This window comes from Halomonas sp. TD01 (assembly GCF_923868895.1).
Taxonomy (GTDB): domain Bacteria; phylum Pseudomonadota; class Gammaproteobacteria; order Pseudomonadales; family Halomonadaceae; genus Vreelandella.
The window spans coordinates 3359616-3386383 of record NZ_OV350343.1 but is presented as its reverse complement, the minus strand read 5'-3'; the positions used below and the strand labels follow the sequence as shown (position 1 = coordinate 3386383).

Below are 26768 nucleotides of genomic sequence, written 5' to 3'. Positions count from 1 at the left end.
AGAACTAGTTAAGCTTACCCTTGGCGCTGCTGGCGACTGCGAAAACGTGCGTACGCCATACAGCCAGTGAATAGCATCAGTGAGATAACCGCTTCAAGCACGCCGCGTATACCTTGATCTGGCAAGGTCGCAAGCATGACGCCTTGGGTAAAGTAGAGCAAGCTGACAAATGCTAACCAGGCATGCCCTCTGGCACGCTGGCCAATGATGGATGGCAGAAAGAGCACGAGAGGCAGTACAAATGCGACCACTGGACGCCAGTTAAAGGTATCGCCCTGAATTAAAAAGCCACGGTAGATAACCAGAAGCAGCAAAATGACAAAGCTGACGAGCACCAGTTGCCTAGCTTGCTGTGTGAGCTTGTCCAGTCCATGACGAGTTTCGAGACCTTCTAGCCACTGCCTCATGCCGTTTCCTCCAGGCGCATTTTATGTAGCGCTCGCGTCAGCCTAGCCAACCGTTTGCCTTGAGCAAGACACAGTTCGCGCTCGTGTTCATTGACCGGGCGGTCGCTACGTGCGCCAGCGACATGGCTAGCCCCATAGGGAGTGCCGCCAGCCTGGGTTGCGAGCAAAGCTGTCTCATTATAAGGAATGCCTGCATAAACCATACCGTGGTGCAGTAATGGAATTAGCATGGTGAGCAGCGTGCTTTCTTGGCCACCGTGAAGGCTTGAAGTAGATGTAAATGCACAGGCAGGTTTATCAATTAACGCGCCATTCATCCATAAGCTGCTGGTGGTATCTAAAAAATATTTAAGTGGCGCAGCCATGTTGCCAAAACGTGTAGGGCTGCCCAATGCCAATGCGCTGCAGTGGCGTAAATCCTCAAGGTCTGCATAAACCGCTCCCTCGGCTGGAATCTCGGGGTCAACGGCTTCACACGTAGTGGAGACCGGGGGCACTGTACGAAGGCGTGCTTCAACACCCGTGATGCTTTCGACACCTGCTGCAATTTGGCGTGCCATATCCGCCGTGGCTCCGGAGCGCGAATAGTAAAGAATTAAAACAAACGGCGTGGAATCACTCATGAGGTATCCTAAAAATAACGACGTAAAGAGGGCACTGCGTTGTCTGCTTATGGTACCAGAGCAACCGGTTGTACAGGAGATGAGTTAAGCAATTGGCTAAGCGTAGGCAGTCGCACGTAAACCCATGCTGTTGAACCGTCAGAAAGCGTTTGTTTGACCCGCTCATAGCGAACGCCCAAGCGCTCATAGCGGTCCAGTCGCAATAACTGATCAGCGGTTACTTCTAACCGCAAGCCTTCTACATGACTATCGGCATCGGGAGCCAGGTCCAGGCCTTCTTTTGTAAAGCCCTCGAGCCGTGCTGCTTGCGGGTCGCCTGAACTGCCCATAACTATCCAGCGCACGGGAGAGTAGCGCAGCGTGCCGTACACGAAGACACTGTGGGTACGCTTTTCAATGACCGGCAAGTGGGAAGGGCGCTCGTAAAACCACGGGCTCAGCATTGTCAGCCAGAGCCAGCCTGCCATACCGATCATTAGTGCTATCCCGCAAGCGATAAAACGTTTTAACCAAACCATGCCCACTCCTTTCATTACGTCTGCTACACAGCGTGGCGTTAGATGTTAATGAAAACAAGTCTTAAGCAATGTCGGCGGGTTTGCTAGGATAGGTACTCTACGCTTAGGCATTAGCCCCTATCGGAGGAGCCTGTTATGAATCAATCACTTCGTGATGAGATGGATTTCAGTGCGTTGGTTGGCGATGTAAAGCCGCTACCCAAGCATAACCGCGCAGATACAGGCACCCAACGCCAGCGGCCAACAGAGGCCCAGCTGGCTCGACGTGAGAGTGCTGAAGAGCGGTTAGAAGAGCGTAACTTCTTATCCGATGATTTTGTTGATCTGTTACCGCCCTTTGACCCGATTGAATACCGCCGTGAGGGTATTCAGCAAGGTGTAGTCGATAAACTGAAGCATGGTGGTTACAGTGTTCAGGCGCAATTACATCTTTTACGGCGACCTTTGGCAGAGTGCCGCAGAATGCTGTTCCCGTTTATTCATGAAGCGTACGCCCACGACCTTCGCTCTGTGCTCATTGTGCATGGGAGAGGCCGAGAAATAGACAGCCCTGCGAATGTCCTGCGTTCCTATTTGGCTAAATGGCTTACTCAATTCGATGAAGTGCAAGCCTATGTTTCTGCGCAGCCTTCGGAGGGCGGCCTTGGTGCCACCTGGGTTATGTTGCGTAAAAGTGATCGTGCCAAGTCTAACAATCGTGAACGCCAGCAAAAACGTCGCGGTTAACATGCCATTCTTTATCAAGCAAAAGGGCAGCTGAGAAGCTGCCCTTTCTATTTCTATTTCTACTTCTATCTCTTTCGATCGCGGTTATTGCTTGCTGTCCGCTAGGCGGCGTTCGAACAATGCTTGGCGTTGCTCAACATCGGTTTGGTAGCGGACGCTAAACATGTTCAACGCGCGAATGGCATCGTCAGGATGCTGATCATCACGCAGGGCCATGGCGGTAAAGCCGCAGCGGCGCATGTAATCCAACTGGTCGACCAAAACATCACCGACTGCACGTACTTCGCCGGTATAGCCGTAGCGTTCGCGAAGCAAACGGGCCAGGGTATAGCCACGTCCATCCGTAAACGCTGGGAAATCAATGGCTATGGCACTGGTACTGCTCAGCTGCTGGCCAAGTTCCGTGGTTAACTCGGTGTCGCTTGAGAGCAGTGGCGCTAGCTCGGCATCGTCCTGGTTCGCTTGCCACAAGACCAGCGGTACAAAAGCGGGACGCTGTTCAGGAAGCGTTTCTGCGTCATAGGACACACACCACGCATTTTCTGCTGCCAGTTCACCATCAGCGATCAGATGGTCGACATGTACTGGCGTAAGCTCAACCGCATCAGTTTGAGTGTCATTGCTGGGCATAAACACGCTCCTTAAAGGGTTTTAAGCCAATACGGCGATAGGTGTCGAGGAATCGCTCGTCTTCGTGACGTTCGGCCACATAGACTTGGAGTACTTTATCGACAACGTCCGGCACGTCTTCGCGGTAGAAAGAGGGTCCAAGAATTTTACCTAACGACGCATCGTCAGTTGAGTTACCACCAATCGAGATCTGGTAATACTCTTCGCCTTTTTTATCAACGCCTAATATGCCGATGTGGCCAACATGGTGGTGCCCACAGGCGTTCATGCAGCCTGAGATATTGAGGTCCAGTGGACCGAGGTCGTATAGGAAATCCAGATCCTCAAACCGCTCCTGCAGTGCTTGAGCGATAGGGATGGAGACCGCATTGGCCAAACCGCAGTAGTCGCCGCCAGGGCAGCAGATAATGTCGTTCAGCGTACCCACTGTGGGGTTGGCCATGCCCAGTGCGTCGAGCTCTTTCCAGAGTGCTTCCAGCTCGTCGACGGGAACGTCAGATAGCACCAGATTCTGCTCGTGAGTAACGCGTACTTCACCGAAGCTATAGCGATCCGCCAGGTCGGCTACTGCTTCCATCTGGTCTGCAGTGACGTCGCCAGGCGCGTGTTCGCGGCGCTTAAGCGAGAGAGTCACGGCTTTATAGCCCGAAACTTTGTGGTCGGTGACGTTATTTGTCACAAAACGAGCTAGGCTGCGATTTTCGCTGCGCAGCTGTTCGAAGTCGGCTATGGCACTCTCAGCAACCGGACGACGCGCTGGCTCAGGGAAGTGGATCTTGGCCGCATCAACCGCTGCTTGGTTGAGTGTTTGCGGGCCATCTTTAAGATGCGCCCACTCTTCGTCAACGCGGCGACGAAACTCTTCAATGCCCAGTGCTTTGACCAGAATTTTAATACGTGCTTTAAACTTGTTATCGCGGCGACCAAACTGGTTATAAACGCGAACACACGCTTCCAAATACGTTAACAGGTGCTGCCAGGGAAGGTCTTCGCGCACCACATCGCCAATCATCGGCGTGCGGCCAAGACCACCACCTGCTAGCACTTTAATGCGTACTTCACCGTCTTCGTTGCGCCATAGCCGTAAGCCGATATCGTGCACTTGGATGGCGGCGCGATCCTGTGCGGCACCGCTGACGGCAATTTTAAATTTGCGCGGCAGATAGGCAAACTCAGGATGCAAAGTAGACCACTGGCGAATTAATTCACACCAAGGGCGTGGATCTTCCACTTCATCACCCGCGATACCGGCAAACTGATCGCTGGTGGTATTACGGATACAGTTGCCGCTGGTTTGAATAGCGTGCATTTGTACTTTGGCTAGATCTGCCAAAATATCGGGCACGTCTTCCAGTGCCGGCCAGTTCAGCTGCAAGTTTTGCCGTGTTGTGAAGTGGCCATAGCCACGGTCATAGCGGCGAGTAATGTCCGCTAATGCACGAAGCTGCTCGCCCGCCAGCATGCCGTAAGGAATGGCAATTCGCAGCATAGGCGCATGCTTCTGAATATACAGGCCGTTTTGGAGTCGCAGCGGGCGAAACTCTTCTTCTCCCAAACGTCCGGCGCGGTAGCGGTCCATTTGGTCACGAAACTGAGCAACGCGCTCGTCAACCAACGTTTGGTCGTGAATATCATAACGGTACATGTGGCACGATCCTGCTAAAAGCGAAATGGTCACGTCGAGACGGACGGTAATGTGCCGTCACCTTAACGCGGGCGTCATATTCTACAAAAGAATATATAATTATCTTTTTATCGCTAAATGGTATTTGCGGTTTATAAGTCATAGCGCTTGAGCTAACCAGCGTCGACGCTGCCAAACCCATAAGAAGCTGCCGGAATTGAGTGAGCGGTAAAAGAGTTGCACTAACCACACACCGAGTAGCCCATATCCCATTTCAATGCCTACCCACCAAGCCAATGGTAAGAATACCAACCACTGTATACCCAAAGTAAGCAGCATCACTGTTCGCTGGGCGCCAGCGCCCATTAACGCCTGGGCCAACACAAGGGCGGCAGCATCCAGCACAATCATAAGGCCAGTAATTTGTAACGGTAGAGTACCCAGCTGAATGAGCGAAGGGTCTTCGAAGAAAATAGTCAGAACAGCTGCAGGGAACAAGAGCATGGGGAGTGCCAACACTGCCAGCATAACGCCTGCGACGCTTAGAGCATCGATTCCCCAGCGGTGTGCCGCCTGTTGATCATCCCGCCCTAACGCTTCTCCTACCAGACTCATTGCCGCTACGCCAACCCCAACCCCAGGTAAAATAAGTAGTAACGACAAATTCACTAGCACATGGCCGACGGCGACACTCTCCGTGCCCATCTTGGCTAATAGCCAGAACAGCACCACATAACCTGCGGCAAACCACACTTGTTGCATTGAATGAGGAAACGCAAGAAATAGCGTCGTGCGTATTGAGTGCAATGTTTGCTTCTGTTGGGCAAGTGCATGGGCGTTATAGGTCACTCCGGCCCAAATAATCAGCCCCAGCAGTATCGACAGTGTCGTGCCAATACCCGCGCCAATGGCACCTAGTTCTGGGAGGCCGCCAATGCCGTAAATTAACCCCGCACTAGCGATTACGTTAAGCACATGCACAATCACGATAATTCGTAGGTAAAGGTGCGTGTGTTGCCGCCCGTTCCAGTAGCCGCGAAAGCAAAGTGTCAGGGCAATCGCCGTTAACGAAACAACGCGCCAGCGGAAATACTCAACGGCAATCGCCATCACGTCATCTGCTGGCGTCATCAGCTGTATTAACCAGGGAGCCTGCCACCACGCGAGGAACGACAATGGAATGCCAACCATAACAGCGATGAGCAAGCCCGAGTGCAGTGAGCGTGTCAGCGGGAAGTGTCCTGCGCCCAGGTCTTGAGAGGTTTGCGACTGGACGCTGGAGGAGAGGCCAAAGACCAGCGCTGTCATCATAAACATGGCATAACCGCCGATACCAACGCCTGCTAATGCCTCTTGGCCTAAATGGCCAACTAGCGCAGCGTCAATAAGATTAAGCATGCTCTGTGAGAGCATGCCCAGCATGATGGGTAAGGCTAAGCGCATAACCTTACCTTGGCGGCGTACCACAGGTGACATTAGCTAGGGTCGTAAGAGAGCACCGGAGATAGCCAGCGCTCCATTTCCACTAACGGCATCTGCTTACGCTGCGCAATTGCTTCTACTTGATCTCGGGTAATTTTGCCGGTAGAGAAATATTTTGACTGTGGGTGTGCGAAGTACCAGCCAGAAACCGCCGCCGCAGGCCACATAGCAAAGTTCTCGGTTAGTGCCAAGCCGGTGTTTTCTGTCGCATCAAGCAGCCGGAACAGCGTGGCCTTTTCGGTATGGTCAGGGCAGGCTGGGTAACCAGGAGCAGGGCGGATACCCTGATATTTCTCGGCAATTAGCGCGTCATTATCCAGTGTCTCTTCAGGTACGTAGCCCCAAAACTCTTTGCGCACGCGCTCGTGCATGCGCTCGGCAAACGCTTCTGCCAAGCGGTCGGTTAACGCTTGCACCATAATAGCGTTGTAATCATCGCCGGCCGCTTCGTAGGCTTTGGAGAGCTCGTCAACGCCATGTCCAGTGGTGACGGCAAAACCGCCAATCCAGTCGGCTTTACCGCTTTCTTTGGGTGCAATAAAGTCCGCCAGGCTGTAGCAAATACCGTCACGCCCTTTGGTGGTCTGCTGCCGAATGTGGTGCAAGCGCTCAACTACCTCGGTACGGCTTTCATCGGCATACACTTCAATGACATCGTCATCGACGCTGTTAGCGGGCCACAGGCCAATGACGCCGCGCGCCTGAACACGCTTTTCGTCGATTAGTTTGCGCAGCATCACTTTAGCATCTGCAAACAAATTGCGCGCAGCTTCCCCGACTACCTTGTCTTCAAGGATTTTGGGGTACTTGCCGGCGAGCTGCCAACTCATAAAGAACGGTGTCCAATCGATTCGTTCAACCAGTTCTTCAAGATCGTAGTCATCGAAGGTTTTGAGGCCCAATACTTGAGGTTTAACCGGGGTAAGGCTGTTCCAATCCGTGCGGAAGCGCCGTTTACGGGCTTGGGTATAATCCAGGTCTGCGGCTTTAGGGCGGCGTTTGGCGTTACGCTCGCGCACTTTTTCGTACTCTTCGCGAATCTCGGCAACGTAGGCGGCTTTAAGATTCGGTGCCAGTAAACGGCCTGCAACGCCAACCGCCCGGGAGGCATCGGTCACATAAATCACTGGGTGATCGTATTGTGGCTCAATTTTTACGGCAGTATGGGCTTTGGAGGTAGTAGCACCACCAATGAGCAGCGGCAGATTCATGCCCCGGCGCTTCATTTCTTTAGCAACATGCACCATTTCATCGAGCGAAGGGGTAATCAGTCCTGAAAGCCCAATGATGTCAGCATTATGGTCTAGAGCGGCCTGGAGAATTTTTTCAGTGGGCACCATTACGCCAAGGTCGATGACTTCATAGTTATTACACTGCAGCACTACGCCGACAATGTTTTTACCAATGTCGTGAACATCGCCTTTGACCGTGGCCATTACGATCTTGCCTTTGGCCTTGGTCTCTTCGCTTTTTTCCGCTTCGATATAGGGTATCAGGTAAGCAACCGCCTGTTTCATGACGCGCGCCGACTTAACCACCTGGGGCAGGAACATTTTACCTGCACCAAACAGATCGCCGACCACGTTCATGCCATCCATCAACGGGCCTTCAATGACTTCGATGGGGCGGGCCGCTTCGGCGCGTGCCTGTTCGGTGTCATCTTCTATATACGCCGTTACGCCCTTAACCAACGCGTGCTCGATACGCTTATTGACTGGCCAGCTGCGCCACTCTAGATCCTCTTTTTTAGCCGCGCCGCTACCATCGCCCTTGTACTTGTCGGCAAGGTCAAGCAGCCGTTCGGTGCCATCGCTACGACGGTTAAGTACCACGTCTTCTACTGCATCACGCAGTTCGGCGGGTAGGTCGTCATAAACCGCCAATTGGCCCGCATTGACGATGCCCATGCTGAGGCCCGCACGAATGGCGTGGTAAAGGAACACCGAGTGAATGGCTTCACGTACTGGATTATTACCCCGAAATGAAAACGAGACGTTCGACACGCCGCCCGAGATCATCGCGTGGGGCAGGTGCTCACGAATCCACTGGGTGGCCTCAATGAAGTCAACGGCGTAGTTATTGTGCTCATCAATACCGGTAGCGATGGCAAAGATATTAGGGTCAAAAATAATATCTTCCGCCGGGAAGCCGATGTCATCGACCAGCAAGCGATAGGCGCGCTCACATATTTCAGTTTTACGCGCAAAGGTATCTGCTTGGCCTTCTTCATCAAACGCCATGACCACAATGGCGGCGCCAAAACGGCGACATTTGGTGGCTTGTTCTCGGAACGCGGCTTCGCCTTCTTTCAGCGAGATAGAGTTAACAACCGCTTTGCCTTGAACGCACTTAAGGCCCGCCTCGATGATGTCCCATTTAGAGGAGTCGATCATGATCGGAACGCGAGCGATATCGGGTTCGCCAGCGATTAAATTCAGGAAGCGAACCATTGCTTCCTGAGACTCCAACATGCCTTCATCCATGTTGATGTCGATAATTTGCGCGCCGTTTTCTACTTGCTCCAGGGCGACTTCCAGCGCAGTGGTGAAGTCTTCTTCGACGATTAACCGCTTAAAGCGCGCCGAGCCGGTCACGTTGGTGCGCTCACCTACGTTGACGAACAGCGAGTCGGCTTCAATATTGAAGGGTTCTAAGCCAGACAGGCGACACGCATGGCTGCGCCTAGCCACTTTGCGGGGCGCCATCGAACTGACTGCCTCGGCGATGGCTTGAATATGCTCAGGGGTTGAGCCACAGCACCCCCCAATAATATTGACCAGTCCACTTTCCGCGAACTCGCTGACAATGGCCGCCATTTCCTCTGGGGTTTGGTCATACTCACCAAACTCATTGGGTAGGCCCGCATTGGGGTGCGCAGAGACAAAGGTATCGGCTTTAGTGGAAAGTTCTTCGATGTAAGGGCGCAGCTCTTCCGCACCCAGAGCACAGTTCAAGCCAACTGAGAGCGGCTGAGCGTGGCGAACAGAATTCCAGAATGCCTCGGTGGTTTGGCCAGAAAGCGTACGCCCTGACGCATCGGTGATCGTGCCGGAAATCATCACCGGCAGCCGAGTGCCTAAATCATCAAACAACTCTTCAAGCGCATAGATGGCGGCTTTGGCATTCAGTGTGTCGAAGATAGTCTCGATCATAATAAGATCGGCACCGCCTTCGATTAATGCGCTTGCGGCTTCGTAATAGTTCTCGCGAAGCTCGTCAAAAGTGACATTGCGCTTAGAAGGGTCGTTGACATCCGGCGACAGAGACGCAGTGCGCGAAGTTGGCCCAAGTACACCAGCGACATACCGCGGGATATTGGTTTCAGCAGCCACGGCGTCGCAAACGTTGCGTGCCAGGCGTGCCGATTCGCGATTTAACTCGGGCACCAGATCTTCCATGCCGTAATCTGACTGGGAAAGACGCGTGCTGTTAAACGTATTGGTTTCGATAATATCCGCGCCAGCTTCTAGATAGTCGCGGTGAATACGCACCACCAGATCTGGACAGGTAAGCGCTAATAAATCGTTATTACCTTTAAGATCCGACGGCCAGTCACGAAAGCGGTCACTACGGAAATCGTCCTCGCTGAGTTCGGCGTTCTGCAACATGGTACCCATGCCGCCATCCAAAATCAGGATACGTTGGGCAAGGCGTTGGGTGAGGGAAGCAGTCAAATCACTAGCAGCCATGGCAGGGGGGAATCTCCAGCGTCTCAGTCGAAAAGGATATTTTTATAGTCGTCGTCATAGTGTGAGCGGCGCCTATCATAACAAAGGGCACACCATAGGGCAGCAAGTGCGGACGTGAAGTTATTGCAGTATCTTAATTAGGCGCGCTCATATACATAAGCAATAGCCTACTAAAATAGTCGGGATTGTGCTGGCGAGCAGTTTTGCTTACCATAGGCGTTAATGAAATAGTTATAAATGACATGTGATGTGGCCACGCCACTACCACGGGAGGATAACATCCCTTATGACCGCGACTATTGAAACTGATACCCAAGGTATTGATATTACTGACAGTGCTCAGGAATACCTTGCTGAACTGTTGGAAAAGCAGAACGTTGAAGGCATTGCCGTACGTATTTTTATCACTCAGCCCGGCACGCCTTACGCGGAAACATGTTTAGCCTATTGCCGTCCAGGTGAGGAAGAGCCGACGGACGTTAAGCTCGAGCTTGAAAAAATTAACGTATTTCTCGATAAAAACAGCTTGGCGTTTTTAGATGAAGCGGTTGTCGATTTTAATGCGGATCGTATGGGTGGCCAGTTAACCATTAAGGCCCCTAACGCTAAAATGCCCAAAGTGAATGCGGACAGCCCGTTGGAAGATCGCATTAACTACACGCTTTACAGTGAGATTAACCCGGGGCTGGCGGCTCACGGTGGTGAAATCAAGCTGGTCGAGCTTACCGAAGACAAGATGGCAATTCTTGCCTTTGGCGGCGGTTGCCAAGGCTGTGCAGCGGTAGATTTAACGCTTAAAGACGGCGTAGAAAAAACACTGATGGAGCGCATCCCTGAGCTAGCCGGTATCCGGGATGTTACCGATCATACGGATACAACGAACGCCTATTACCGCTAATGAAATATTAGTTGCGTCGTGTTCGCTTCGAAAAGCCCAGCAGAGTATTGCTGGGCTTTTTTATGCGCAATGGATCACTCGTCAGATGAGTTGACGTCTTTTTCCTGTGAGGAAAGCGTCTCAGGCAGGGCCGTTAACTGCGCCTGAAGGGCTTCCATTCGTTGCCAAAGCTGTTGCTGCCAGTTTTCATCTTTAAGGGCCGCTTGGTGCTGCTGTTCTAGTGACTGGTAGGCTTTATCAACCTCACTCTGTAGGCTGAATTGTTGCTCCTTTAGCGATACGTTGATGCGCTCAAGCTCATCAATACGCTGTTGCAAACTGCCGTTGTCTAACTGGTAGTGCTGCAGTGTCTCTTTTTTTAGCTGAAGCTCTTTCGCCAAGCTGTCTGACCGTTGCTCCATCTGTTGAAGACGCTTCTGCAGAGCTTTTTCTTCTTGGGCGCGCTCTTGCCTAAGTGTATCTAGCAGCGCCATCAGCTTTCCTTCAGCTGCTTCGTTACGCTGTTCTTCCTGGGCTAACCGCTGTTCCCATGTGATTTGTCGTTGCTGCTGCTCTTCAGCAAAGTGCTCTTTTAGCGCGGCTATATCATGTTCGGCTTTGGTAAAACGTTGTTGATACTGCTTGGCGTCATGAGTGGCTTGCGCTGCCTGCTGTTGCCATTGATGTTCGCTTGCTTGGCTGGCAGCCAGCTCACGGTTCAGTGTTTCCAGGCGTTGTTCTGTATGCCGCAAATGTTCTGCAAGGGCGCTTTCTCGTTGTTCCGCATTCGCTGTCTGCTGAAGTGCTTCGGCGGCTTCCTGCTGGGCGCTCTCTACCTGCCGATTAGCATCTTCACGATAGTGGATGAGCGCTTGATTGGCGGCCTCTTGCGCTTCTCGCCATAGCTCGCTTGCCACGTTAACGATAACTTCTGGAACGCCTTTAGGGGGCGGAACGTCACGGTTTTGCTCACGTTCAACGCGCCAACTTCGGAAATGTTCACTGATCGTCGTGAAGCTGCCCGTTCCCAGTACTTCGCGAATACGTTGAACGCTTGGGGTGTCGCCGCGAGCGAGCAGGGTATCGATTGCTTGTTGAACATCACTGTATTGAATGCCGCTGCGAGCCATGGCGCATATTCCTATCAGATTGATAACGCTATTTTCATAGGGTTTGATTAAAATTACAATAATTACGTAATACATAAAACGTAATATTATTTACATTGATGCCTATTAATTCAAGATTACTGCCATAACCTTGAATTTTAGTGCTGATAAGGTCACACTTAACCCATTGAAAAAGAATGCAATGTATATGGGGGAAGCAAAGAGATGCCCAGAGAGGTGGCAAAGCAGCAAGTGCCAGCAAGCAAAGGCCTGGAAAAGGGCAACTGGTCTGATTTGCTGGCTAGGTTTTCTGTACCCGATACTCAGCGAATTGACGCTCAGTTAATTGATGCCAAAAACGACGTTGAGGCTGTAGCTGCGTGGCTCCGTGAGTATCAAGACAGTCATCAAACATTGAAAAGTTACCGCCGAGAGGCCGAGCGCCTGTTGTTTTGGCTGGCCAGCCAAAACAATTCGTTATGTGACATGAACCGTGAAATGTTGCGTCACTATGAGGCTTTTTTAGAAGACCCTCAGCCAGCTGAACAGTGGGTAGGGCCAACTAAGCCTCGCCATCATGCGCAATGGAGGCCTTTTCGGGGCGGGCTTTCGCCAGCAAGTCGACGACAAAGTCTGATTATTCTGCAGGGCTTATATAGCTGGCTGGTGGAAGCAGGGTGGGTGAGCCACAACCCGTTCGTATTAATGCGTGACAAGGCGAGGCGACTGAATAATCAGACACAGACAATTGAGCGCTACTTAGAGCGCGATCTTTGGGTATGGTTTTGGCAGTGGCTGAATGCAACAATGAAGCCCGCCACTGAACGCGAAGCTTATGAGCAGGCGCGGTGCCGGTTTATATTTAGTTTCGCTTATTTGTTAGCGCCGCGTATTAGTGAAATGGCCAACGCGCGGATGGATGACTTTCAGGAAAACGAGGGCCGTTGGTGGTGGGTGGTGGTGGGTAAGGGGAACAAGCTTGCGCGTATTCCAGTACCCGATGACATGCTTGAATGTTTAATCGAATGGCGAGAGGCGCTTAAGCTGGAGGGGCTACCTAGTTACCATGAGCCTACCCCGCTAATGCGAGCGCTGGATAAGCAGCGCGGAATTACTGACAACCAGCTTTATCGGTTGATTAAAGGTGTATTTACACAGGCGGCTGATGCGCTAGAGGCGCAAAACGGCAAGCCTGCCTATGTGAGTGCGCTACGCCGTGCAACCCCCCACTGGTTGCGGCATACGGCGATCACGCATCAAGCGCAATCGGGAGTAAGCCTGCGCTATCTAGCGGAGAGTGCCCGCCATTCTAAGCTGGATACGACTAGTCGTTACTTACATACCGAAGATAATGAGTGGCATCAAGAACAGCAGCGCCATCGTTTGAAAACAGCCCCCAAAACGCCTTCTGACCCGTTATAATGGGCATGATATTGAGACACCAACCTAAAGGAAACGCCATGGCAACTTCAGGCGCTGAGCTGGCCCAGCAGGAACTGGTCGAAGAGTTTGAAATATTTGATAACTGGATGGATCGTTATCAATACATTATCGATATGGGGAAGCAGTTGCCTGACTTTCCGGAGGATCAGCGAACTGAAGAGTTTAAGATTCAGGGCTGCCAATCTAACGTATGGATGTGTCACGAAGAGCAGGGCGACAGGCTTATCTTCAAAGCAACATCGGATGCGGCCATCGTTTCAGGACTGATTGCGTTGCTGCTTAGAATCTATAGCGATCGCACACCTGATGAAATTAGCCAAACCGAACCTCACTTCTTGAAAGATTTAGGTTTGGATAAGCACTTATCTCCTACCCGTAGTAACGGCTTGCATGCCATGTTAGAGCGTATTTACCAAGTGGCAAAGCAGCCGTAATAGGCGGTCGTAGTAGGGAGTGGATGCGCATTATCAGCGTCGATGATTGCATTTGGAGTGCGGCGGCGCTGTTAAATCGGGGTCTTCTCGACACAATTGTTCGCTTCTACCGCCAGGCACCGGGTCGATACCGCCGGTGCTGCCTGGATGGCATCTTATAATGCGCTTTAACGCCATCCATCCTCCTTTGAAAGGGCCGTGCACTTGAATGGCTTCAACGGTATAGGACGAACAGCTTGGCCAAAATCGACAGCGCGGCCCCAGAAGAGGGCTGATTGTGTATTGATAAACCTTAATGCAGCCAATCATAACGATGGCAAGTGCTTTCATGCTCCAGCGCTTTGCTAGGGCTAGCAGCCGTAACACTATTTCTTGCCGTAAAGTGCCGCTGGGTCGATAAGCGGCTCGCTCGTAATCGCCGCACGCGCCTCGTTGACCGATAAGTAAAAACAGCTGCGTCGACCGGTGTGGCAAGCAGGCCCCGTTTGGTCAACCTGTAGCAATAGCGTATCGCCATCGCAGTCGAGTGCGGCAGTTTTTAGCTGCTGCTGTTGACCAGAGGTTTCGCCTTTGCGCCACAGCTTTTGACGCGAGCGTGAATAGTAGCAAACACGCTGTGTTGATAGCGTTTCTTCAAGTGCCTCCCGGTTCATCCACGCCATCATTAATACTTCACCCGAATCAAACTGCTGGGCGATGGCCGGAAGCAAACCATCTTCGTTAAAGCGCACTGCATCAAGTAGAGTTTCCGTCCCGGGCAAGGTATCGGAAGGGCTAGCAGACTCTAGGGCTTTGAATAGGTCGCGTGGGGCTAATTGGTCAAAACGGGACATTACTCATTACTCGCAGGTCGGCAATTTTGGCACAAGCCTTGAAGCTCAATCGTTTGGCGCTCAACGTTAAATCCTTGACGCTTAGCTAAGGCTGCCAGTTGGTCACTTATTTCATCTAAGTGAAGTTCTTCAACATAGCCACATTGGCGACAAATCAACAGCTGAAAGCCGTGGATATGTTCGGGGCATGCGCAGGCCACATAAGCGTTCTGGGACTCGATGCGATGAACCAGGCCTTGCTCGATAAGAAAGTCGAGAGCACGGTATACCGTAGGCGGTCTTGCGGCGGCATGTTCAGTGGATAGCTGGTCTAACAAATCATACGCTTTAAGGCCGCCACCATTCTCCGCAATCAGTTCTAATACCCGGCGGCGAATAGGTGTAAATCTAACGCCACGGGTATGACACTGGGACTCCGCTTGTTGTAATAGCGTATTAGCTTCTGTCATTAGGGCACTCGTTGAACGGAATATGCGTAGTCTACGCCGTCGTCGAAGAGGTGTCAGGCGTTTCTACGAGTTCACTTTGTCGGGCAAAGTGGTGCTGCGCAAACGCTACCCGCTTAGCGACAGGAACACCGTCAGGCTGTTGTTCGATCAGGTCAAGCCTGCGGCGAAGTCCTTCTCCGTTAGTCATTTGTATAGCAAGCCCTGGGCGGGCATTAAGCTCAAGTAGCATGGGGCCATGCTTTCGATCTAGCACCATGTCGGTGCCAAGATAGCCAAGCCCGGTCATCTCGTAGCAGCCTGCTGCTAGGTGGAGCAGGGTGTCCCACTGGGGGACAACCAGACTTGCCAAGTCGTGACCTGTATCAGGGTGGCTAAAGCACGGCCGATCAAACTGCACCCCACGTAGGGCCGCACCTGTGGCAATGTTCAGGCCAACACCAACGGCGCCTTGGTGAAGATTGGCTTTGCCGTCCGACGCCGCGGTGGAAAGCCGCATCATGGCCATCACTGGATACCCTTTAAAAACGATGACACGGATATCCGGTACGCCTTCATAGGTATAGGCCATCAAGCTTTCATCAAAATTGATCAGCGTTTCGATAACAGCGACATCCGGTGAGCCGCCTAGCGAATACAGTCCAGAAAGTATGTTCGAAACGTGGCGCTCAATATCTTCAATCACTAAGCTAACGCCGCTTGGCTTGATAAAGGTATTTTCTTGTACCTTTTCAATGACGAGTATTCCTTTTCCGCCACTGCCTTTGGCTGGTTTGATTACAAAGCCGGAATGGCCGCTCAGCATTTCATCGATGTGCTTGACGCCAAACTGAGTCGTTACCGTGCCAATGAGTTCTGGCGTTGTAATGCCATAGCGTTGGGCGAGAAGCTTGGTTTTCAGCTTATCGTCAACAAGCGGGTATAGGCGACGTGAATTATAGCGGCCAATGTAGCGAATGTTTCGCCGGTTCATGCCGATAATTCCCTTGTCTCTAAGTCGTGTGGGCCACGTCCAATTCTTTAGCCAGCTCATGAGGATTTCTCTTCATCTGTAATTGGCTTAAAGCGGCGCAGCTCCAGTAAGCGGTAGCCTGTGTAATTACCCAGCAATAAGATGAGCGCCATCAGAATGAACTGAACACCAAGGAAGTTGAAGGTAATGTGGCGAACCCAAGGATTGTTCATAGCCAGGAAAGCCAATACAGCCGTTAATAGACTGCCCCCGCCTTGAATCAATACCTGCTTTGGCCCTTCCTCTTCCCAAAGAATCGACATCCGCTCAATCGTCCACGCCAGAATAATCATCGGGAAAAACGTGACGGTTAACCCCGAGCTCAGGCCCATACGGTAAGCAATGACGGTGAAAATTGAGATGATCGCAATCACGGTGATGATCACCGCCGAGACCCTCGCTACCAGCAATAGATTGAGGTATGACAGATAATTACGAATGATCAAACCCATGGCTACAATCAACAGGAAGCCAATTAAGCCCGTCAACAGTGTGGTTTGAATAAACGCTAATGCAATAAGTACCGGCATAAAAGTGCCCGACGTTTTCACGCCGACCAGCACTCGCAAGAACACTACTACTAATGCGCCAATAGGAATCAGCAGAATCGTTTGGAAAAGCGCCTGCTCTTCCAAAGGAAGGCTGTGGATCGAGAAGTTCAGTAATGTGTCATCAGAATAGTGATTACGAACCGCCGCAGATGCAGGCTGATAATGCGTTAACATAGAAAAGGTAACGCGCGAGTTGGTGCCGCCCTGAACCTCTAGCACCGCGCGACCACCTGTTTCCCAGAGGAGAAGGTTATCGGGTTTTCCCTGTTCGCCGGTGGCCGGGTTGAAAAGTGTCCATGTTTCGGCAGATTCGTCGAACACTTGAATCCAACTGCTGAGGGTTTGTCGACGACGACCATCTTCCATCAATAGACCGCTTACTTCCCTTGCATGAACACCCGCTTGGCTTAATAAGCGAACAATCAGTGGTGATGGCTGTTCTTGGGTTAAGAGTAGTCGCGCATTTTCTCCTTGGCGTTCGCCATTAATATCTAAAATCAACTCTCTTGCAAAGGTGGCGTTATTGGCGCTACGTGCCCAGGCACGATCAATTAATTGACTAGCGGCTGTGTCGTAGGGGCTTTCCCAGGGAGGAATAGACGATAACTCTGGAGGCGTTTGTACCGGCGAACGTGCGTCCGGCGAAACAAGCATCTGCACAGAGTAGTATAGCTGCTGGCTACCGGCAGCACTCCGAATAGTCCACTCTGCCTGGCGTCCTAGTTCATCCGCTTTATAGGCAAGTCCGTAACCAGAAGATGCCGTATTTTCCGTCAAAACCCGATAGCCGGCCTGATGAGAGGGCAACGCTAAATCAACCTGAACAGGACCGTTCTGGGCATTAAAATTGATAACAGCTTCAATTTCCCACACTTGGCGCTGTTCACCGGGTAGCCAGGGGATTTCAAACTGAACATGCCGATGCACACTGGCGGCAATACCAACCAGCAGCAGTAATCCAACGATCAAATAAAACGGCAACCGTGACATCATGATTCCTTTCGGCGAAAAACGGCGGGGGAGAGCTACTACTCTTCGGTATCGTCTTGATCTACTGCTTCATCTTCAGCAGCTTGATCGGCGGGTTCGCCGCCAGGAAATTCTGGGCGTTCGTAAAGATAGGTTTGAGCAACATCAATGGTGGCAATATCCATCATGAACCGCCGCCCCAGAAGCACTGGATAATCCAGATGGGTGCGGTCATTGAGCGTGAACTCAACGTTTTCGCGGATTGGTCCTAGGGTCATTAAAAGTGAGATCACTGGACGAGAATCTTCACCTGACGCCTGAACAATACGTACCCGACGTACAATCGGCGCTTCGATCCATTCATCTCGCACACGATCTACGACCACGTCATCGTCATTTAGTGCCAACTTAAAGCGCACCCAGTTTTCGCCATCACGTTCAAAGCGAGTAATTTCGGATGCTGATAGTGAAGAAGTGTTGGCTCCTGAATCAACGCGTGCTTTCAGATAAGTGCCAACGCTGGGCAAGCCAACCCATTCACTGCGGCCCAGCAGCGTTTTGTTGTCTTGAGTGGTATCAATATCGCACTCCTCACGAACAATAACGGGCTCTTCACCACGTGCTTGCAAACCAGCGACATCTTGACGCAAATAGCGCAGCAGACTGCCGACTTCGCGAACATCAGCCGTCAATACTTGCTGCTGGTGTTGCTGGCTACGTTGTTGTTCATGTAGCTCAGATGCGGAAACGCACTGCTGAGCAAGAGAGGTTTCAAGCTCAAGGATACGGCTGTTAAACGACGCTTCGCTTAATGGCGGTGGTTCATTCGTTTCTGGCGGTGCCACAGCACAGCCTGCAAACGAAAACGACAAACCGGCCATTAGACACAATACACCTGAGCGCATAACGTGAGGTACCCTTAAACAAGAAGAGGATGAATGATAAGGAGAAAGGCAGCACGCTGTCCAACCTGCGCATCATATTATGCGTCTTTATTCATACAATTTTACAGTCATATCTATTGGCTGGGTCAACAATACCCATCTAGCAATGGGTTGTCCTCGCTCTGGGTTCAGCTCCCCCTCTGTAAGATGATGGACTGACGAGAAAATCGGATACGACCTATGCGTGATCTGTGCAGGTGTTCGTCACAGAGATATCTGTTGGAAAATGCGTTGTTAGAATTTCGAATAGCTTTTCTAGCTGAGTCCAAAAAACGCTGTATAGATTATGCCCTTATAAATATATCCTGTCATCGGATTGCTTGGTAAGTACAAACCCATTGGCTGGATTTAGAGTCTCTTATGGCTAAGCCAATAGCGCACTTTATTTCATTCAGCTCACTTCTTAAAGAGCATGTTTGTTAACGGCTTGTTAACAAATGCTCTAAGTATTGTCCGTTTACAATTGTTCATTAAAAAAACAATATAATTAGATCTATTTAAACTAAACTAGCGATAGCTTAATTTTTTATGGCTAAATAAGATATAGCCTTATTTTCTATTATTTTCAGTAGCTTGCTTGTTTATTTAGGGCTTTATTTAACATATATCAACATTAGCATGAGGCTCGTTACTAAAATACCGAGGCGATTCTTATTTCTCATTTTATATTACCCGCACCTCTGTGTGGGTTAAGGCTTTTCTATCTTCTAAACCGGTTTTTATTAATTAACAATTTAGTGTCGATAAGCCTGTAATTGCTATAGCTATTAGCGTGAAGTTGATAAAGCAGGCTGATCAAATGCACAAGGATGTGACTGTAAAAATGGAAATAACCCTGCAAGGAGGTGGCAGCTTTGCCCGGCCTTTTAGGTTGGCTGCTTTAGTAATTGGACTAACGTTTTTTACTACAGATGCCACCATAGCAAACGATCAACAGCGATTGGCTGACTTGTTGGAGCAAGCGACTGTCGAGCGCCAGAAACACCAATGGCGCTCGGCATTGGGGCTCTATGAGCGAGTTCTTCGCTTAGAGCCAGCCAATGACACTGCATATCGCGAGCGCACCATCACCTTATCCTTACAAGGGAGCGCTGGCTTGGCCTGGCGCTATTATCAGCAACGTCCAGACCTCTTCAACGCCGATGAGGCGAGTGGGTTCGAGCAGGACTATATCGCGCGACTTGCTGTGTGGGGGACGCTGCCTAGCCTACCTTCTCAACCCTCTAATGACGACATGCTGCGTGCCTTAACGGCACAGGACAAATTTTTAACGCTTCAGGACGGTGAAGCACCACTGCGACAACGCTTTGATCGTCTCTACATTCTTAATGGCTTGCAACGCCATCAGGCGGTAGTGGATGACTATCAGATTTTAGTGTCAGAGGGCGTCGATCTTCCTCCTTATGTTTTGCGCACCATTGCAGATTCTTTTTTGGCCATTCAAAAGCCTAGAGAAGCTTCTGTGCTGATGGAGCAAATAGCAGAAGCCGGCGCAGCAGGGGCTAACGATCACATGACGCGGGCATATGCCTATCTGGAATCTGGCCGTTGGCAGGAGGCGATTGAAATTCTTGAAATTGAAGCCGAACTGCAGCGTGCTTGGTTGTGGGAAGACAATGCTGCGCAGCCACATGCTAACTGGAATCGTTATTTTTTGGATTCTACTTTAGCGATGATCCGAGGCTATACGGGCGATCAGCCGGGGGCACAGGAAGCCCTTGAAACAATGGAGAGTATTGCACCACGCAATGCCGGACTGCAGGCTAACTTGGGAAGCGTATATCTCCAGCGCGGCTGGGAAGAGCAAGCATTGACGCGTTTTCAGGTTGCGACCCGCTTTGATCCACGCCTCGTAGATGGTTGGATCGGCCAGGTTGACGCCTTGGCTAATCAGCAGCGCTTGGGCGATGCCCGCGTTGCGATGGAACAAGCGGTGCTCTTGGCTCCTGACTCTCCACGCGTCGAAAAGATGCAGCAAAACTGGAAGACCCGTACTGGTTGGAGTGTCAACGCCTCAACCTTTGCGGGTCGCAGTGAAGCACCGAGTGGTGTGGATTCACCAACAGGCTTTGATGAGCATCGCCATCAATTTTCCGCATGGTCGCCTGTGCTGGAAGATCGCTGGCGGTTAGGCGTTATGGGAAGCGAGCATTTTAGTGAGTTTCGAGGGGAGCGTGTGCATGACACCCGTGGAGGAGTGGGGCTTCGTTACGCTTATGATCGTTTATCGCTAGAAACTCAGCTAGAGCGTAGCGTCGATGACTTCTCGCGGAATACCTCTTTAATGACTGAGCTAGGCTGGCGTATCAACGAAACGATGGACGCTAAAGCACGCTATGCCACCTACAGCCGCGAGGGCTCTTTGCAGGCGCGTGCCTCAGGCATTACTGCTGATCAGGCCCTGGTTGGATTTGGCTGGTCACCCAACGAGCGTCGTAGTTATCAGACCACCATCACACAGATGGACTATTCGGACGGCAACCACCAAGAAAGTCTCTCGCTGAGCGGATGGCAACGCCTGATAGACAACCCCGACGAATCATTAAGCTTGAACATTGGTCTCTACACTGGGCAGGCGAGTGATTCTGATGTGCCCTATTTCAACCCAGAAGCCAGCGCATCATGGGAGCTTGGAACGCTTTGGGAAAAGCGTACTTGGCGCCACTATGAGCAGTCCTTCACTCAAGATTTTGGTGCCAGCATTGGCCAGTCATGGCAGCAGGGGTTCGGCACAAGCTGGATTCCGAATCTTTCGTATTATCACCGCTGGGCAATCGGCAATGGACGAGACCTTAGTTACGGCCTTTCCTGGTCGCGTCCAGTCTATGACGGCAACCGTGAAACCCAGCTCAGCCTCGATATCGGCATTACCTGGGGAGAGTAACGATTATGGATAAGATCATCAATTGTATGATGAAAATAATGCTTTTTGCTGGCACCGTTTTGGCTGGATTGCCTCTATCTATGGCGAACGCTGATGAGCCGCCTTTGTTAACCATTCTTGCTTATCACGATATACGCGATCAAGTCGCTGACAGCGGTGATGCAGACCCTTATGCAATTAGCACTGAGCGGTTAGTTGCTCATTTTGATTGGCTGAGCGAGAACGAATTTAACGTTATCAGTCTTGACCAGATTATCGCTGCCAGCGAAGGGAGAGAGGTGCTGCCCGAGAACCCAGTATTACTAACGTTTGATGATGGGTTGAAAAGCACTTACACAAAACTTTTTCCATTGCTTAAGGCATACGACTATCCAGCTGTCGTGGCGGTGGTTACCGACTGGATCGAAAATCCAGAAATTCAGGTGGAGTACGGTGCTGAGCAACTGACAACAGAAGCGTTTGTGACCTGGGAGCAGGTTCGTGAGATGAACGACTCTGGGTTGGTGGAAATTGCCTCACACTCCCACAATCTGCATCAAGGCGTACTAGGTAATCCTCAAGGCAATACTATGGCGTCGGCGGTCACCCGAAAATACAACGAAGAAAATGGCCAGTATGAAAGCGATGATAGCTATCAGCAACGGATACGTGATGACTTAGCTCGTAGTGTTGAATTAATCGAAGCTCACACCGGCATCGCTCCGCGCACTATGGTATGGCCTTATGGCGCTTACAATCAGGTTGGCAACGAGCAGGCCATTAGCGTCGGCATGCCGATCACCTTTGGCCTACAAAATCCTCCCCAGCAGTTGGAGGAGGGCATGCCATTATTAGGACTACAGCGTTATCTGATTTCCGATAACCCGACGTTAGCTGACCTTGTTGGCACTATCCGGCTACCGTCTACACCACCCACCCGACGCATAGTTCAGCTCGACCTTGATTATGTTTATGACGAAGATCCAGAGCAGCAGCAACGGAATCTAGATGCTCTTATAAGCCGTATGCATCATCTCAAACCTGATTACGTTTTCTTACAGGCTTTTGCTGATCCAGATGGCGATGATGCAGCCGACGCTGTGTATTTTCCCAATCGACATTTGCCTATGCGTGCTGATCTTTTTAGCCGCGTGGCATGGCAGCTCTACACACGTGCAGGGGTTCAGGTTTTTGCCTGGATGCCCGTCTTGGCTTGGCAGCTGCCGGATCTGGATCAACGCCATGCTCTTGCGTTACCCAACCCTGAGTCTGGGGAGGTATTCAGGTTGGATCCGACGAACCCTGAAGCCAGGCGCATCATCAATGAAATTTATGAGGACCTCACTGCGGCCAGTTGGTTAAGCGGCCTGCATTTTCACGATGATGCTTTGCTGCGCGAGACGGAACTTCCCGCACTTTATCCCGGCAATCCTGAAGCGCGCAGTCAATACCTGATCGATTTTACCCTGGAACTAAAACGCTCTGCAGAACGAAACCGATCCGCGTTGAAAACATCGCGCAACCTTTATCCCATGCCAGTACTAGAGCCAGAAAGTCGTGCTTGGTTTGCTCAGGATATTGATCAATTCGTGTCGGCTTATGACTATACCGCATTGATGGCGATGCCTTGGTTCGAGGGTAGTGACGCTCCGAAGCAGTGGTTGGAAGAGTTAGCTGATGCCGTGCGTCGTCATCCGGGAGCAATGGATAAGACAATCTTTCAGCTTCAGACAGTCGATTGGCGTTCGGGAAGCCGGGTTCCTGGTGATAGGTTGCCCGAGTTATTGCGCTTTCTAGAAACCAAGGGCGTGCGTCATTTTGGGTACTATCCCGATGATTTCATTCTCGATATGCCGCCACTGTCTAGCATCCAACAGGTGATATCCAGGAACAATTTCCCCTACCTAAAGGATTAGGTTCATGTTCAGCGACGCAATTAAGTCCATGCAGGCGTTTACCTTTCTCTATCCTGCGGTCATGGCGATTTTTTGGATGGGAGGGGGGCTTTACTACTATTGGCGCAACGAGAGACATTCTCCAGGCGTGGATTCGCCCCCCTTGCTTAAGAACAGTCCGTTGGTCTCGATTTTAGTGCCTTGCCACAATGAGGGTGACAATATCGAGGAAGTGGTGGAGACCCTTTTACTGCAACACTATCCGACCTTTGAAATCTTGCTAATCAACGATGGCAGTGCTGATGACACAGCTGAGTATTTAGATCGTTTATCCGAGAAACATGACCAAGTCCGAGCAGTGCATCTGGACCGTAATCTTGGCAAAGCGAATGCGCTACGGATGGGGGCCTTGGCGGCTCGTTCGGAATATCTAGTGTGCATTGATGGTGATGCTCTATTACACCCCGATGCCGTTGCCTGGATGGTAGCACCTCTACTTGAAGATCCTCGAATCGGTGCTGTAACAGGCAATCCCCGCATCCGCAACCGTTCAACTTTGCTTGGCAAGCTGCAGGTTGGGGAGTTTTCTTCAATAATCGGCATGATTAAGCGCGCTCAGCAAGCCTATGGCCGCCTTTTTACCATTTCTGGCGTCATTTGTGCTTTCCGCAAACAGGCTCTTCATGAAATCGATTATTGGGCTACCGATATGATGACGGAAGATATCGATGTCAGTTGGCGCCTGCAGATGGCCAAGTGGAGCCTTTACTATGAGCCTCATGCGCTCTGCTACATCTTGATGCCCGAGACGCTAAAAGGGCTCTGGAAGCAGCGTCTACGTTGGGCTCAAGGGGGTACTGAAGTGGTGTTGCGCTATTTTCGTCGGATTATTCGCCCCACTCAATTGCGCATGTGGCCATTGTATTTGGAGTATCTGACGAGTGTGATATGGGCCTATGTCATGGCCAGTCTTGTGCTGCTATGGGCCGTCGGCCTGCTAGGTATATTGCCCGAAGAATGGACGTTAGCAGGGCCTTTTCCTCGCTCCTACGGGTTGCTACTTGCACTGATATGTCTGGCTCAGTTCAGTGTCAGCCTACTCATTGACTCTCGTTACGAACCTAAGGTGGGTCGCCATTATTATTGGCTGATTTGGTACCCGATTGTTTACTGGCTTCTAAGCATGCTCACAACGTTAGTTGCGTTGCCGAAGACGCTCGTTCGTAAGCGTGGAAAATTCGCGACTTGGACTAGCACTGACCGAGGATTTAAAGAATGAATGCTATTATTACGCTGCCACACCGCCAAAGCACGGCTATCATGCTTGGTTATAGCTTTTTTACATTATGTGCTTGGCTGGGATATGGCTACTTATTGTTTCCTTTCACAGTTCTTATTATCAAGTGGTTTCAACTGAATAGCTTGAGTCTAGCACTATCATTATTAGTACCACCAATAGCAAAGGGGGGGCTGACCATGCTGCCACTGATGTCGGGTAGTCTTTTATTCGCTTTTATCTGTTGGGCCGAGTGCCGAAGGCTAATAGTCCGCCGCCTAAAAAAAATGGAAAGAATGGATCAAGTAGCTGAACCGCTGTCACTAGAATCTCTAGCGAAGGCCATGCAGGCTTCACCTGAACTTGCCATCTCAATGACGCGGGCTAAAAGTGGAGTATTGCAGATGAGTCCGTTGGGTATACCCCTAGGGCTTATAGAAACAGTTTATCAGCCAGGTACTCAACTTGACGGTCCAAAAGCCACTCTTGCCTCTTAATAATGATGGCGTATATATGCTTAAGCTTGAAAAGCTATATGAGAAGCGATATTCTCAAATCTTATCCTTTTAGTTTTTAACTTTTATTAACAAGTTTATTGTTGCTAGCATTTACTAGGATTCATTCAAAAAAGAACTATAACGATGAATCGAGACAGTAGCATATATTCGATCATGGAGGCATAACCTTGGGCCTAACGCTGGTTTTTCCTCAACGGAGAGGGGCTGTCGCTGTTAAGGCCGAGTCCTCATATGTAGACATATCCGATGTTTCTTTCGTTAGCGTGGGAACTGTGTGCCGAGGAAGCCTCTTCACTCCTCTTGAAGTGAAGGCGCGCGCCATATTGGTGATGGCACCTGGCTTGGGAGGCACCGTAGATGCTGACTTAGTCGATTTCGCTGAACGCTTAGCGCAATCAGGCATTAAAGTGTTGGCATTCGACTACCGTTTTTTCGGCAAATCTAACGGCAAACCACGCCAGTTCGCATCCATTCAAAATCAACTTGCTGACTGGCGATCGGCCTTAATGCATGCCAAGAGGCTTGAGCCAAATCTACCCCTGGTGTTATGGGGAACTTCTCTTTCCAGTGCCCATGTACTGACAATGGCCTCTGAACGAAACGACATCTCTGCAGTGGTCGTTTCGAACCCGATCATTGATGGATATGCCTCGGTGTGCTCTATGTGGCAGAGTGAAGGTTACTCACAAGGTTTAAAGATTGCGAAAAGTGGCTTAGAGGATTTGACACGTGGTTGGTTTGCACTCGATCCGCTACTAATCCCGATTGTTGGCGCCCCGAATAGTCTAGCGGCGATAACTATTCCTGGGGCACTGGCTAGCTTCCAGTCAGTTGTTCCAGCTCATTTCGCCAATGCCATCTCTCCAAGGATACTGCTCGCATTAGGTTGTTATCGTCCTATCCGACGAGTTTCGCGCATTCGATGCCCGGTGTTACTGCAGCTATGCCTTGATGATGAGATCACACCGCGCAAACCAGGTTATCAAGCCGCTGCAAAAATTGGACACAGCGCAACGGTTAAGACCTATGAAATCGATCATTTTGGTGTCTACCAGGGGAGAGGCTTTCAAGAATTAATAAGAGATCAAGTTCATTTTTTAGAAACGTGTCTTCCCATAAGAAATGAAAGTGGAACCAGCTGAAACCAGTACAAAAGCACAATCTTAAAATCTATCCGATTTAACATAATATATATTATGCGAACCTGTATGGTTCTGAAGATTTACTTGCTAATGGCACCGCGTTGCATTATTTTCTTCTACAATGTTTATACGAATGGCATTCTCTATGTAGGAAGTATCTAATGATCAGCATACGCAAGCTTATGTTTGTGGCCGCCCTATTTGTATTGGCAGGCTGTGCCAATGTCGACGTTGAAGATTATGTCAACACAACGCCTCGTTTAGATATCGCTGAGTACTTTACTGGCAATACTCGAGCCTGGGGCATGGTGCAAGACTACTCTGGCGAAGTACAGCGCCGTTTTACGGTCGATATTATCGGTACTTATGAAAATAATACGCTAACACTTGATGAAACCTTTTTGTTTGCAGATGGCGAGACAGACCGTCGAGTATGGACGTTCGAGCGCGTTGACGATCAGCACTGGGTTGGCACGGCGAATGATGTTGAAGGTCAAGTAGATGCTCGTCAATACGGATACGCCTTCCATATGCGCTATCCGCTTGATATCGAGGTAAGCGGCCGTACTATCCGTTTTACCATGGATGATTGGATGTATTTGCAGCCAGATGGTCGCTTGATAAATCGTACCGCGATGCGAAAATTCGGCCTTACCCTAGGTGAAATTACTTTGGTTTTCGAGCAAGTTGATTCTTAAGCGACAATGGGGGCCCTCCATCAAAAACAGCCTGCTTAATAAAGCAGGCTGTTTTGCCA

Annotated in this window: 24 protein-coding genes; 10 read left to right on the top strand and 14 right to left on the bottom strand. The window is 50.6% G+C overall.

All coding sequences use genetic code 11. The annotated features are described in order from the left end of the window. Positions 1-14: 14 nt before the first annotated feature. The 3 genes from L1X57_RS15285 to L1X57_RS15275 are packed head-to-tail and all read right to left on the bottom strand — an operon-like array spanning position 15 to position 1548. Positions 15-407 carry a DUF2069 domain-containing protein gene (locus tag L1X57_RS15285; RefSeq protein WP_009724399.1) on the bottom strand — a complete coding sequence of 131 codons (393 nt, stop codon included), beginning with the start codon at positions 405-407 and terminating at the stop codon, positions 15-17. Further along, on the bottom strand, positions 404-1030 hold the full coding sequence (gene wrbA, locus L1X57_RS15280; RefSeq protein ID WP_009724400.1) for an NAD(P)H:quinone oxidoreductase: 627 nt from the start codon (positions 1028-1030) through the stop codon (positions 404-406). The genes L1X57_RS15285 and wrbA overlap by 4 nt, the downstream gene beginning before the upstream one ends. Before the next feature lie 47 nt (positions 1031-1077). Beyond that, positions 1078-1548 (bottom strand): gamma-glutamylcyclotransferase family protein, encoded by a 471-nt coding sequence (locus L1X57_RS15275; RefSeq protein WP_009724401.1) that lies wholly within the window; start codon positions 1546-1548, stop codon positions 1078-1080. Positions 1549-1683: 135 nt separating this feature from the next. Here L1X57_RS15275 and smrA point away from each other — a divergent pair, with 135 nt between their 5' ends. Continuing rightward, a complete protein-coding gene (smrA, locus tag L1X57_RS15270) occupies positions 1684-2274 on the top strand; it encodes a DNA endonuclease SmrA (protein WP_009724402.1) in 591 nt (196 codons plus the stop codon). 84 nt (positions 2275-2358) lie between these two features. On the opposite strand, the gene L1X57_RS15265 is transcribed toward smrA, so the two are convergent. The 4 genes from L1X57_RS15265 to metH form a co-directional block, all read right to left on the bottom strand. After that, positions 2359-2904: a DUF934 domain-containing protein gene (locus L1X57_RS15265; protein ID WP_009724403.1), complete on the bottom strand. Its 546-nt coding sequence runs from the start codon at positions 2902-2904 to the stop codon at positions 2359-2361. Beyond that, positions 2891-4549, bottom strand: a complete 1659-nt coding sequence (locus L1X57_RS15260; protein WP_009724404.1) for a nitrite/sulfite reductase — start codon at positions 4547-4549, stop codon at positions 2891-2893. The genes L1X57_RS15265 and L1X57_RS15260 overlap by 14 nt, the downstream gene beginning before the upstream one ends. A gap of 138 nt (positions 4550-4687) precedes the next feature. After that, a complete protein-coding gene (locus L1X57_RS15255; RefSeq protein WP_009724405.1) occupies positions 4688-6004 on the bottom strand; it encodes an MATE family efflux transporter in 1317 nt (438 codons plus the stop codon). Further along, entirely contained in the window at positions 6004-9699 is a 3696-nt protein-coding gene (gene metH / locus L1X57_RS15250; protein ID WP_009724406.1) for a methionine synthase, read from the bottom strand. The genes L1X57_RS15255 and metH overlap by 1 nt, the downstream gene beginning before the upstream one ends. 286 nt (positions 9700-9985) lie before the next feature. Here metH and nfuA point away from each other — a divergent pair, with 286 nt between their 5' ends. Further along, positions 9986-10597, top strand: a complete 612-nt coding sequence (gene nfuA / locus L1X57_RS15245; RefSeq protein ID WP_009724407.1) for a Fe-S biogenesis protein NfuA — start codon at positions 9986-9988, stop codon at positions 10595-10597. A 74-nt stretch (positions 10598-10671) separates the two neighbouring features. Here the strand turns inward: nfuA and L1X57_RS15240 are convergent, their stop codons facing one another. Continuing rightward, positions 10672-11706, bottom strand: coding sequence for a DNA-binding protein (locus tag L1X57_RS15240; RefSeq protein ID WP_234667786.1), 1035 nt, complete (start codon positions 11704-11706; stop codon positions 10672-10674). A 204-nt stretch (positions 11707-11910) separates the two neighbouring features. Here L1X57_RS15240 and L1X57_RS15235 point away from each other — a divergent pair, with 204 nt between their 5' ends. Continuing rightward, a complete protein-coding gene (locus L1X57_RS15235; RefSeq protein ID WP_009724410.1) occupies positions 11911-13107 on the top strand; it encodes a tyrosine-type recombinase/integrase in 1197 nt (398 codons plus the stop codon). Positions 13108-13145: 38 nt separating this feature from the next. Continuing rightward, positions 13146-13562 carry a SufE family protein gene (locus L1X57_RS15230; RefSeq protein WP_009724411.1) on the top strand — a complete coding sequence of 139 codons (417 nt, stop codon included), beginning with the start codon at positions 13146-13148 and terminating at the stop codon, positions 13560-13562. A 33-nt stretch (positions 13563-13595) separates the two neighbouring features. Here the strand turns inward: L1X57_RS15230 and yidD are convergent, their stop codons facing one another. From yidD to L1X57_RS15200, 6 genes are read right to left on the bottom strand one after another with little or no spacing between them, the layout of a single operon-like run. Further along, positions 13596-13892, bottom strand: coding sequence for a membrane protein insertion efficiency factor YidD (gene yidD / locus L1X57_RS15225; RefSeq protein ID WP_143759776.1), 297 nt, complete (start codon positions 13890-13892; stop codon positions 13596-13598). Between the two features lie 35 nt (positions 13893-13927). Beyond that, positions 13928-14395, bottom strand: a complete 468-nt coding sequence (gene hisI / locus L1X57_RS15220; protein ID WP_009724413.1) for a phosphoribosyl-AMP cyclohydrolase — start codon at positions 14393-14395, stop codon at positions 13928-13930. After that, the gene (locus L1X57_RS15215; protein WP_009724414.1) at positions 14395-14844 is read right to left on the bottom strand and encodes a transcriptional repressor; all 450 of its coding nucleotides are present in this window, start codon (positions 14842-14844) and stop codon (positions 14395-14397) included. The genes hisI and L1X57_RS15215 overlap by 1 nt, the downstream gene beginning before the upstream one ends. A gap of 31 nt (positions 14845-14875) precedes the next feature. Beyond that, a complete protein-coding gene (locus tag L1X57_RS15210; protein WP_039869620.1) occupies positions 14876-15874 on the bottom strand; it encodes an alpha-L-glutamate ligase-like protein in 999 nt (332 codons plus the stop codon). Continuing rightward, positions 15871-17394, bottom strand: a complete 1524-nt coding sequence (locus tag L1X57_RS15205; protein ID WP_009724416.1) for an inactive transglutaminase family protein — start codon at positions 17392-17394, stop codon at positions 15871-15873. The genes L1X57_RS15210 and L1X57_RS15205 overlap by 4 nt, the downstream gene beginning before the upstream one ends. 38 nt (positions 17395-17432) lie before the next feature. Next, positions 17433-18278, bottom strand: a complete 846-nt coding sequence (locus tag L1X57_RS15200) for an ATP-dependent zinc protease family protein (RefSeq protein ID WP_039869625.1) — start codon at positions 18276-18278, stop codon at positions 17433-17435. An 862-nt stretch (positions 18279-19140) separates the two neighbouring features. Here L1X57_RS15200 and L1X57_RS15195 point away from each other — a divergent pair. The 6 genes from L1X57_RS15195 (at position 19141) to L1X57_RS15170 (ending at position 26709) form a co-directional block, all read left to right on the top strand. After that, entirely contained in the window at positions 19141-21201 is a 2061-nt protein-coding gene (locus L1X57_RS15195; protein WP_039869627.1) for a hypothetical protein, read from the top strand. Positions 21202-21281: 80 nt separating this feature from the next. Continuing rightward, a complete protein-coding gene (pgaB, locus tag L1X57_RS15190; protein WP_221927895.1) occupies positions 21282-23096 on the top strand; it encodes a poly-beta-1,6-N-acetyl-D-glucosamine N-deacetylase PgaB in 1815 nt (604 codons plus the stop codon). A gap of 4 nt (positions 23097-23100) precedes the next feature. Continuing rightward, on the top strand, positions 23101-24354 hold the full coding sequence (gene pgaC / locus L1X57_RS15185) for a poly-beta-1,6-N-acetyl-D-glucosamine synthase (RefSeq protein WP_009724420.1): 1254 nt from the start codon (positions 23101-23103) through the stop codon (positions 24352-24354). Then, the gene (gene pgaD, locus L1X57_RS15180) at positions 24351-24848 is read left to right on the top strand and encodes a poly-beta-1,6-N-acetyl-D-glucosamine biosynthesis protein PgaD (protein ID WP_009724421.1); all 498 of its coding nucleotides are present in this window, start codon (positions 24351-24353) and stop codon (positions 24846-24848) included. Before pgaC ends, pgaD begins: the two co-directional genes overlap by 4 nt. A 188-nt stretch (positions 24849-25036) precedes the next feature. Then, positions 25037-26011: an alpha/beta hydrolase gene (locus tag L1X57_RS15175; protein WP_143759777.1), complete on the top strand. Its 975-nt coding sequence runs from the start codon at positions 25037-25039 to the stop codon at positions 26009-26011. Between the two features lie 161 nt (positions 26012-26172). Beyond that, a complete protein-coding gene (locus L1X57_RS15170; protein WP_009724423.1) occupies positions 26173-26709 on the top strand; it encodes a DUF3833 domain-containing protein in 537 nt (178 codons plus the stop codon). The last annotated feature ends 59 nt before the right edge of the window (positions 26710-26768 follow it).

Coding starts and splice junctions, on each gene's coding strand:
- L1X57_RS15285 (WP_009724399.1), bottom strand. CDS start 407: ATGAGGCAGTGGCTAGAAGGTCTCGAAACTCGTCATGGACTGGACAAG.
- wrbA (WP_009724400.1), bottom strand. CDS start 1,030: ATGAGTGATTCCACGCCGTTTGTTTTAATTCTTTACTATTCGCGCTCC.
- L1X57_RS15275 (WP_009724401.1), bottom strand. CDS start 1,548: ATGGTTTGGTTAAAACGTTTTATCGCTTGCGGGATAGCACTAATGATC.
- smrA (WP_009724402.1), top strand. CDS start 1,684: ATGAATCAATCACTTCGTGATGAGATGGATTTCAGTGCGTTGGTTGGC.
- L1X57_RS15265 (WP_009724403.1), bottom strand. CDS start 2,904: ATGCCCAGCAATGACACTCAAACTGATGCGGTTGAGCTTACGCCAGTA.
- L1X57_RS15260 (WP_009724404.1), bottom strand. CDS start 4,549: ATGTACCGTTATGATATTCACGACCAAACGTTGGTTGACGAGCGCGTT.
- L1X57_RS15255 (WP_009724405.1), bottom strand. CDS start 6,004: ATGTCACCTGTGGTACGCCGCCAAGGTAAGGTTATGCGCTTAGCCTTA.
- metH (WP_009724406.1), bottom strand. CDS start 9,699: ATGGCTGCTAGTGATTTGACTGCTTCCCTCACCCAACGCCTTGCCCAA.
- nfuA (WP_009724407.1), top strand. CDS start 9,986: ATGACCGCGACTATTGAAACTGATACCCAAGGTATTGATATTACTGAC.
- L1X57_RS15240 (WP_234667786.1), bottom strand. CDS start 11,706: ATGGCTCGCAGCGGCATTCAATACAGTGATGTTCAACAAGCAATCGAT.
- L1X57_RS15235 (WP_009724410.1), top strand. CDS start 11,911: ATGCCCAGAGAGGTGGCAAAGCAGCAAGTGCCAGCAAGCAAAGGCCTG.
- L1X57_RS15230 (WP_009724411.1), top strand. CDS start 13,146: ATGGCAACTTCAGGCGCTGAGCTGGCCCAGCAGGAACTGGTCGAAGAG.
- yidD (WP_143759776.1), bottom strand. CDS start 13,892: ATGAAAGCACTTGCCATCGTTATGATTGGCTGCATTAAGGTTTATCAA.
- hisI (WP_009724413.1), bottom strand. CDS start 14,395: ATGTCCCGTTTTGACCAATTAGCCCCACGCGACCTATTCAAAGCCCTA.
- L1X57_RS15215 (WP_009724414.1), bottom strand. CDS start 14,844: ATGACAGAAGCTAATACGCTATTACAACAAGCGGAGTCCCAGTGTCAT.
- L1X57_RS15210 (WP_039869620.1), bottom strand. CDS start 15,874: ATGAGCTGGCTAAAGAATTGGACGTGGCCCACACGACTTAGAGACAAG.
- L1X57_RS15205 (WP_009724416.1), bottom strand. CDS start 17,394: ATGTCACGGTTGCCGTTTTATTTGATCGTTGGATTACTGCTGCTGGTT.
- L1X57_RS15200 (WP_039869625.1), bottom strand. CDS start 18,278: ATGCGCTCAGGTGTATTGTGTCTAATGGCCGGTTTGTCGTTTTCGTTT.
- L1X57_RS15195 (WP_039869627.1), top strand. CDS start 19,141: ATGGAAATAACCCTGCAAGGAGGTGGCAGCTTTGCCCGGCCTTTTAGG.
- pgaB (WP_221927895.1), top strand. CDS start 21,282: ATGGCGAACGCTGATGAGCCGCCTTTGTTAACCATTCTTGCTTATCAC.
- pgaC (WP_009724420.1), top strand. CDS start 23,101: ATGTTCAGCGACGCAATTAAGTCCATGCAGGCGTTTACCTTTCTCTAT.
- pgaD (WP_009724421.1), top strand. CDS start 24,351: ATGAATGCTATTATTACGCTGCCACACCGCCAAAGCACGGCTATCATG.
- L1X57_RS15170 (WP_009724423.1), top strand. CDS start 26,173: ATGATCAGCATACGCAAGCTTATGTTTGTGGCCGCCCTATTTGTATTG.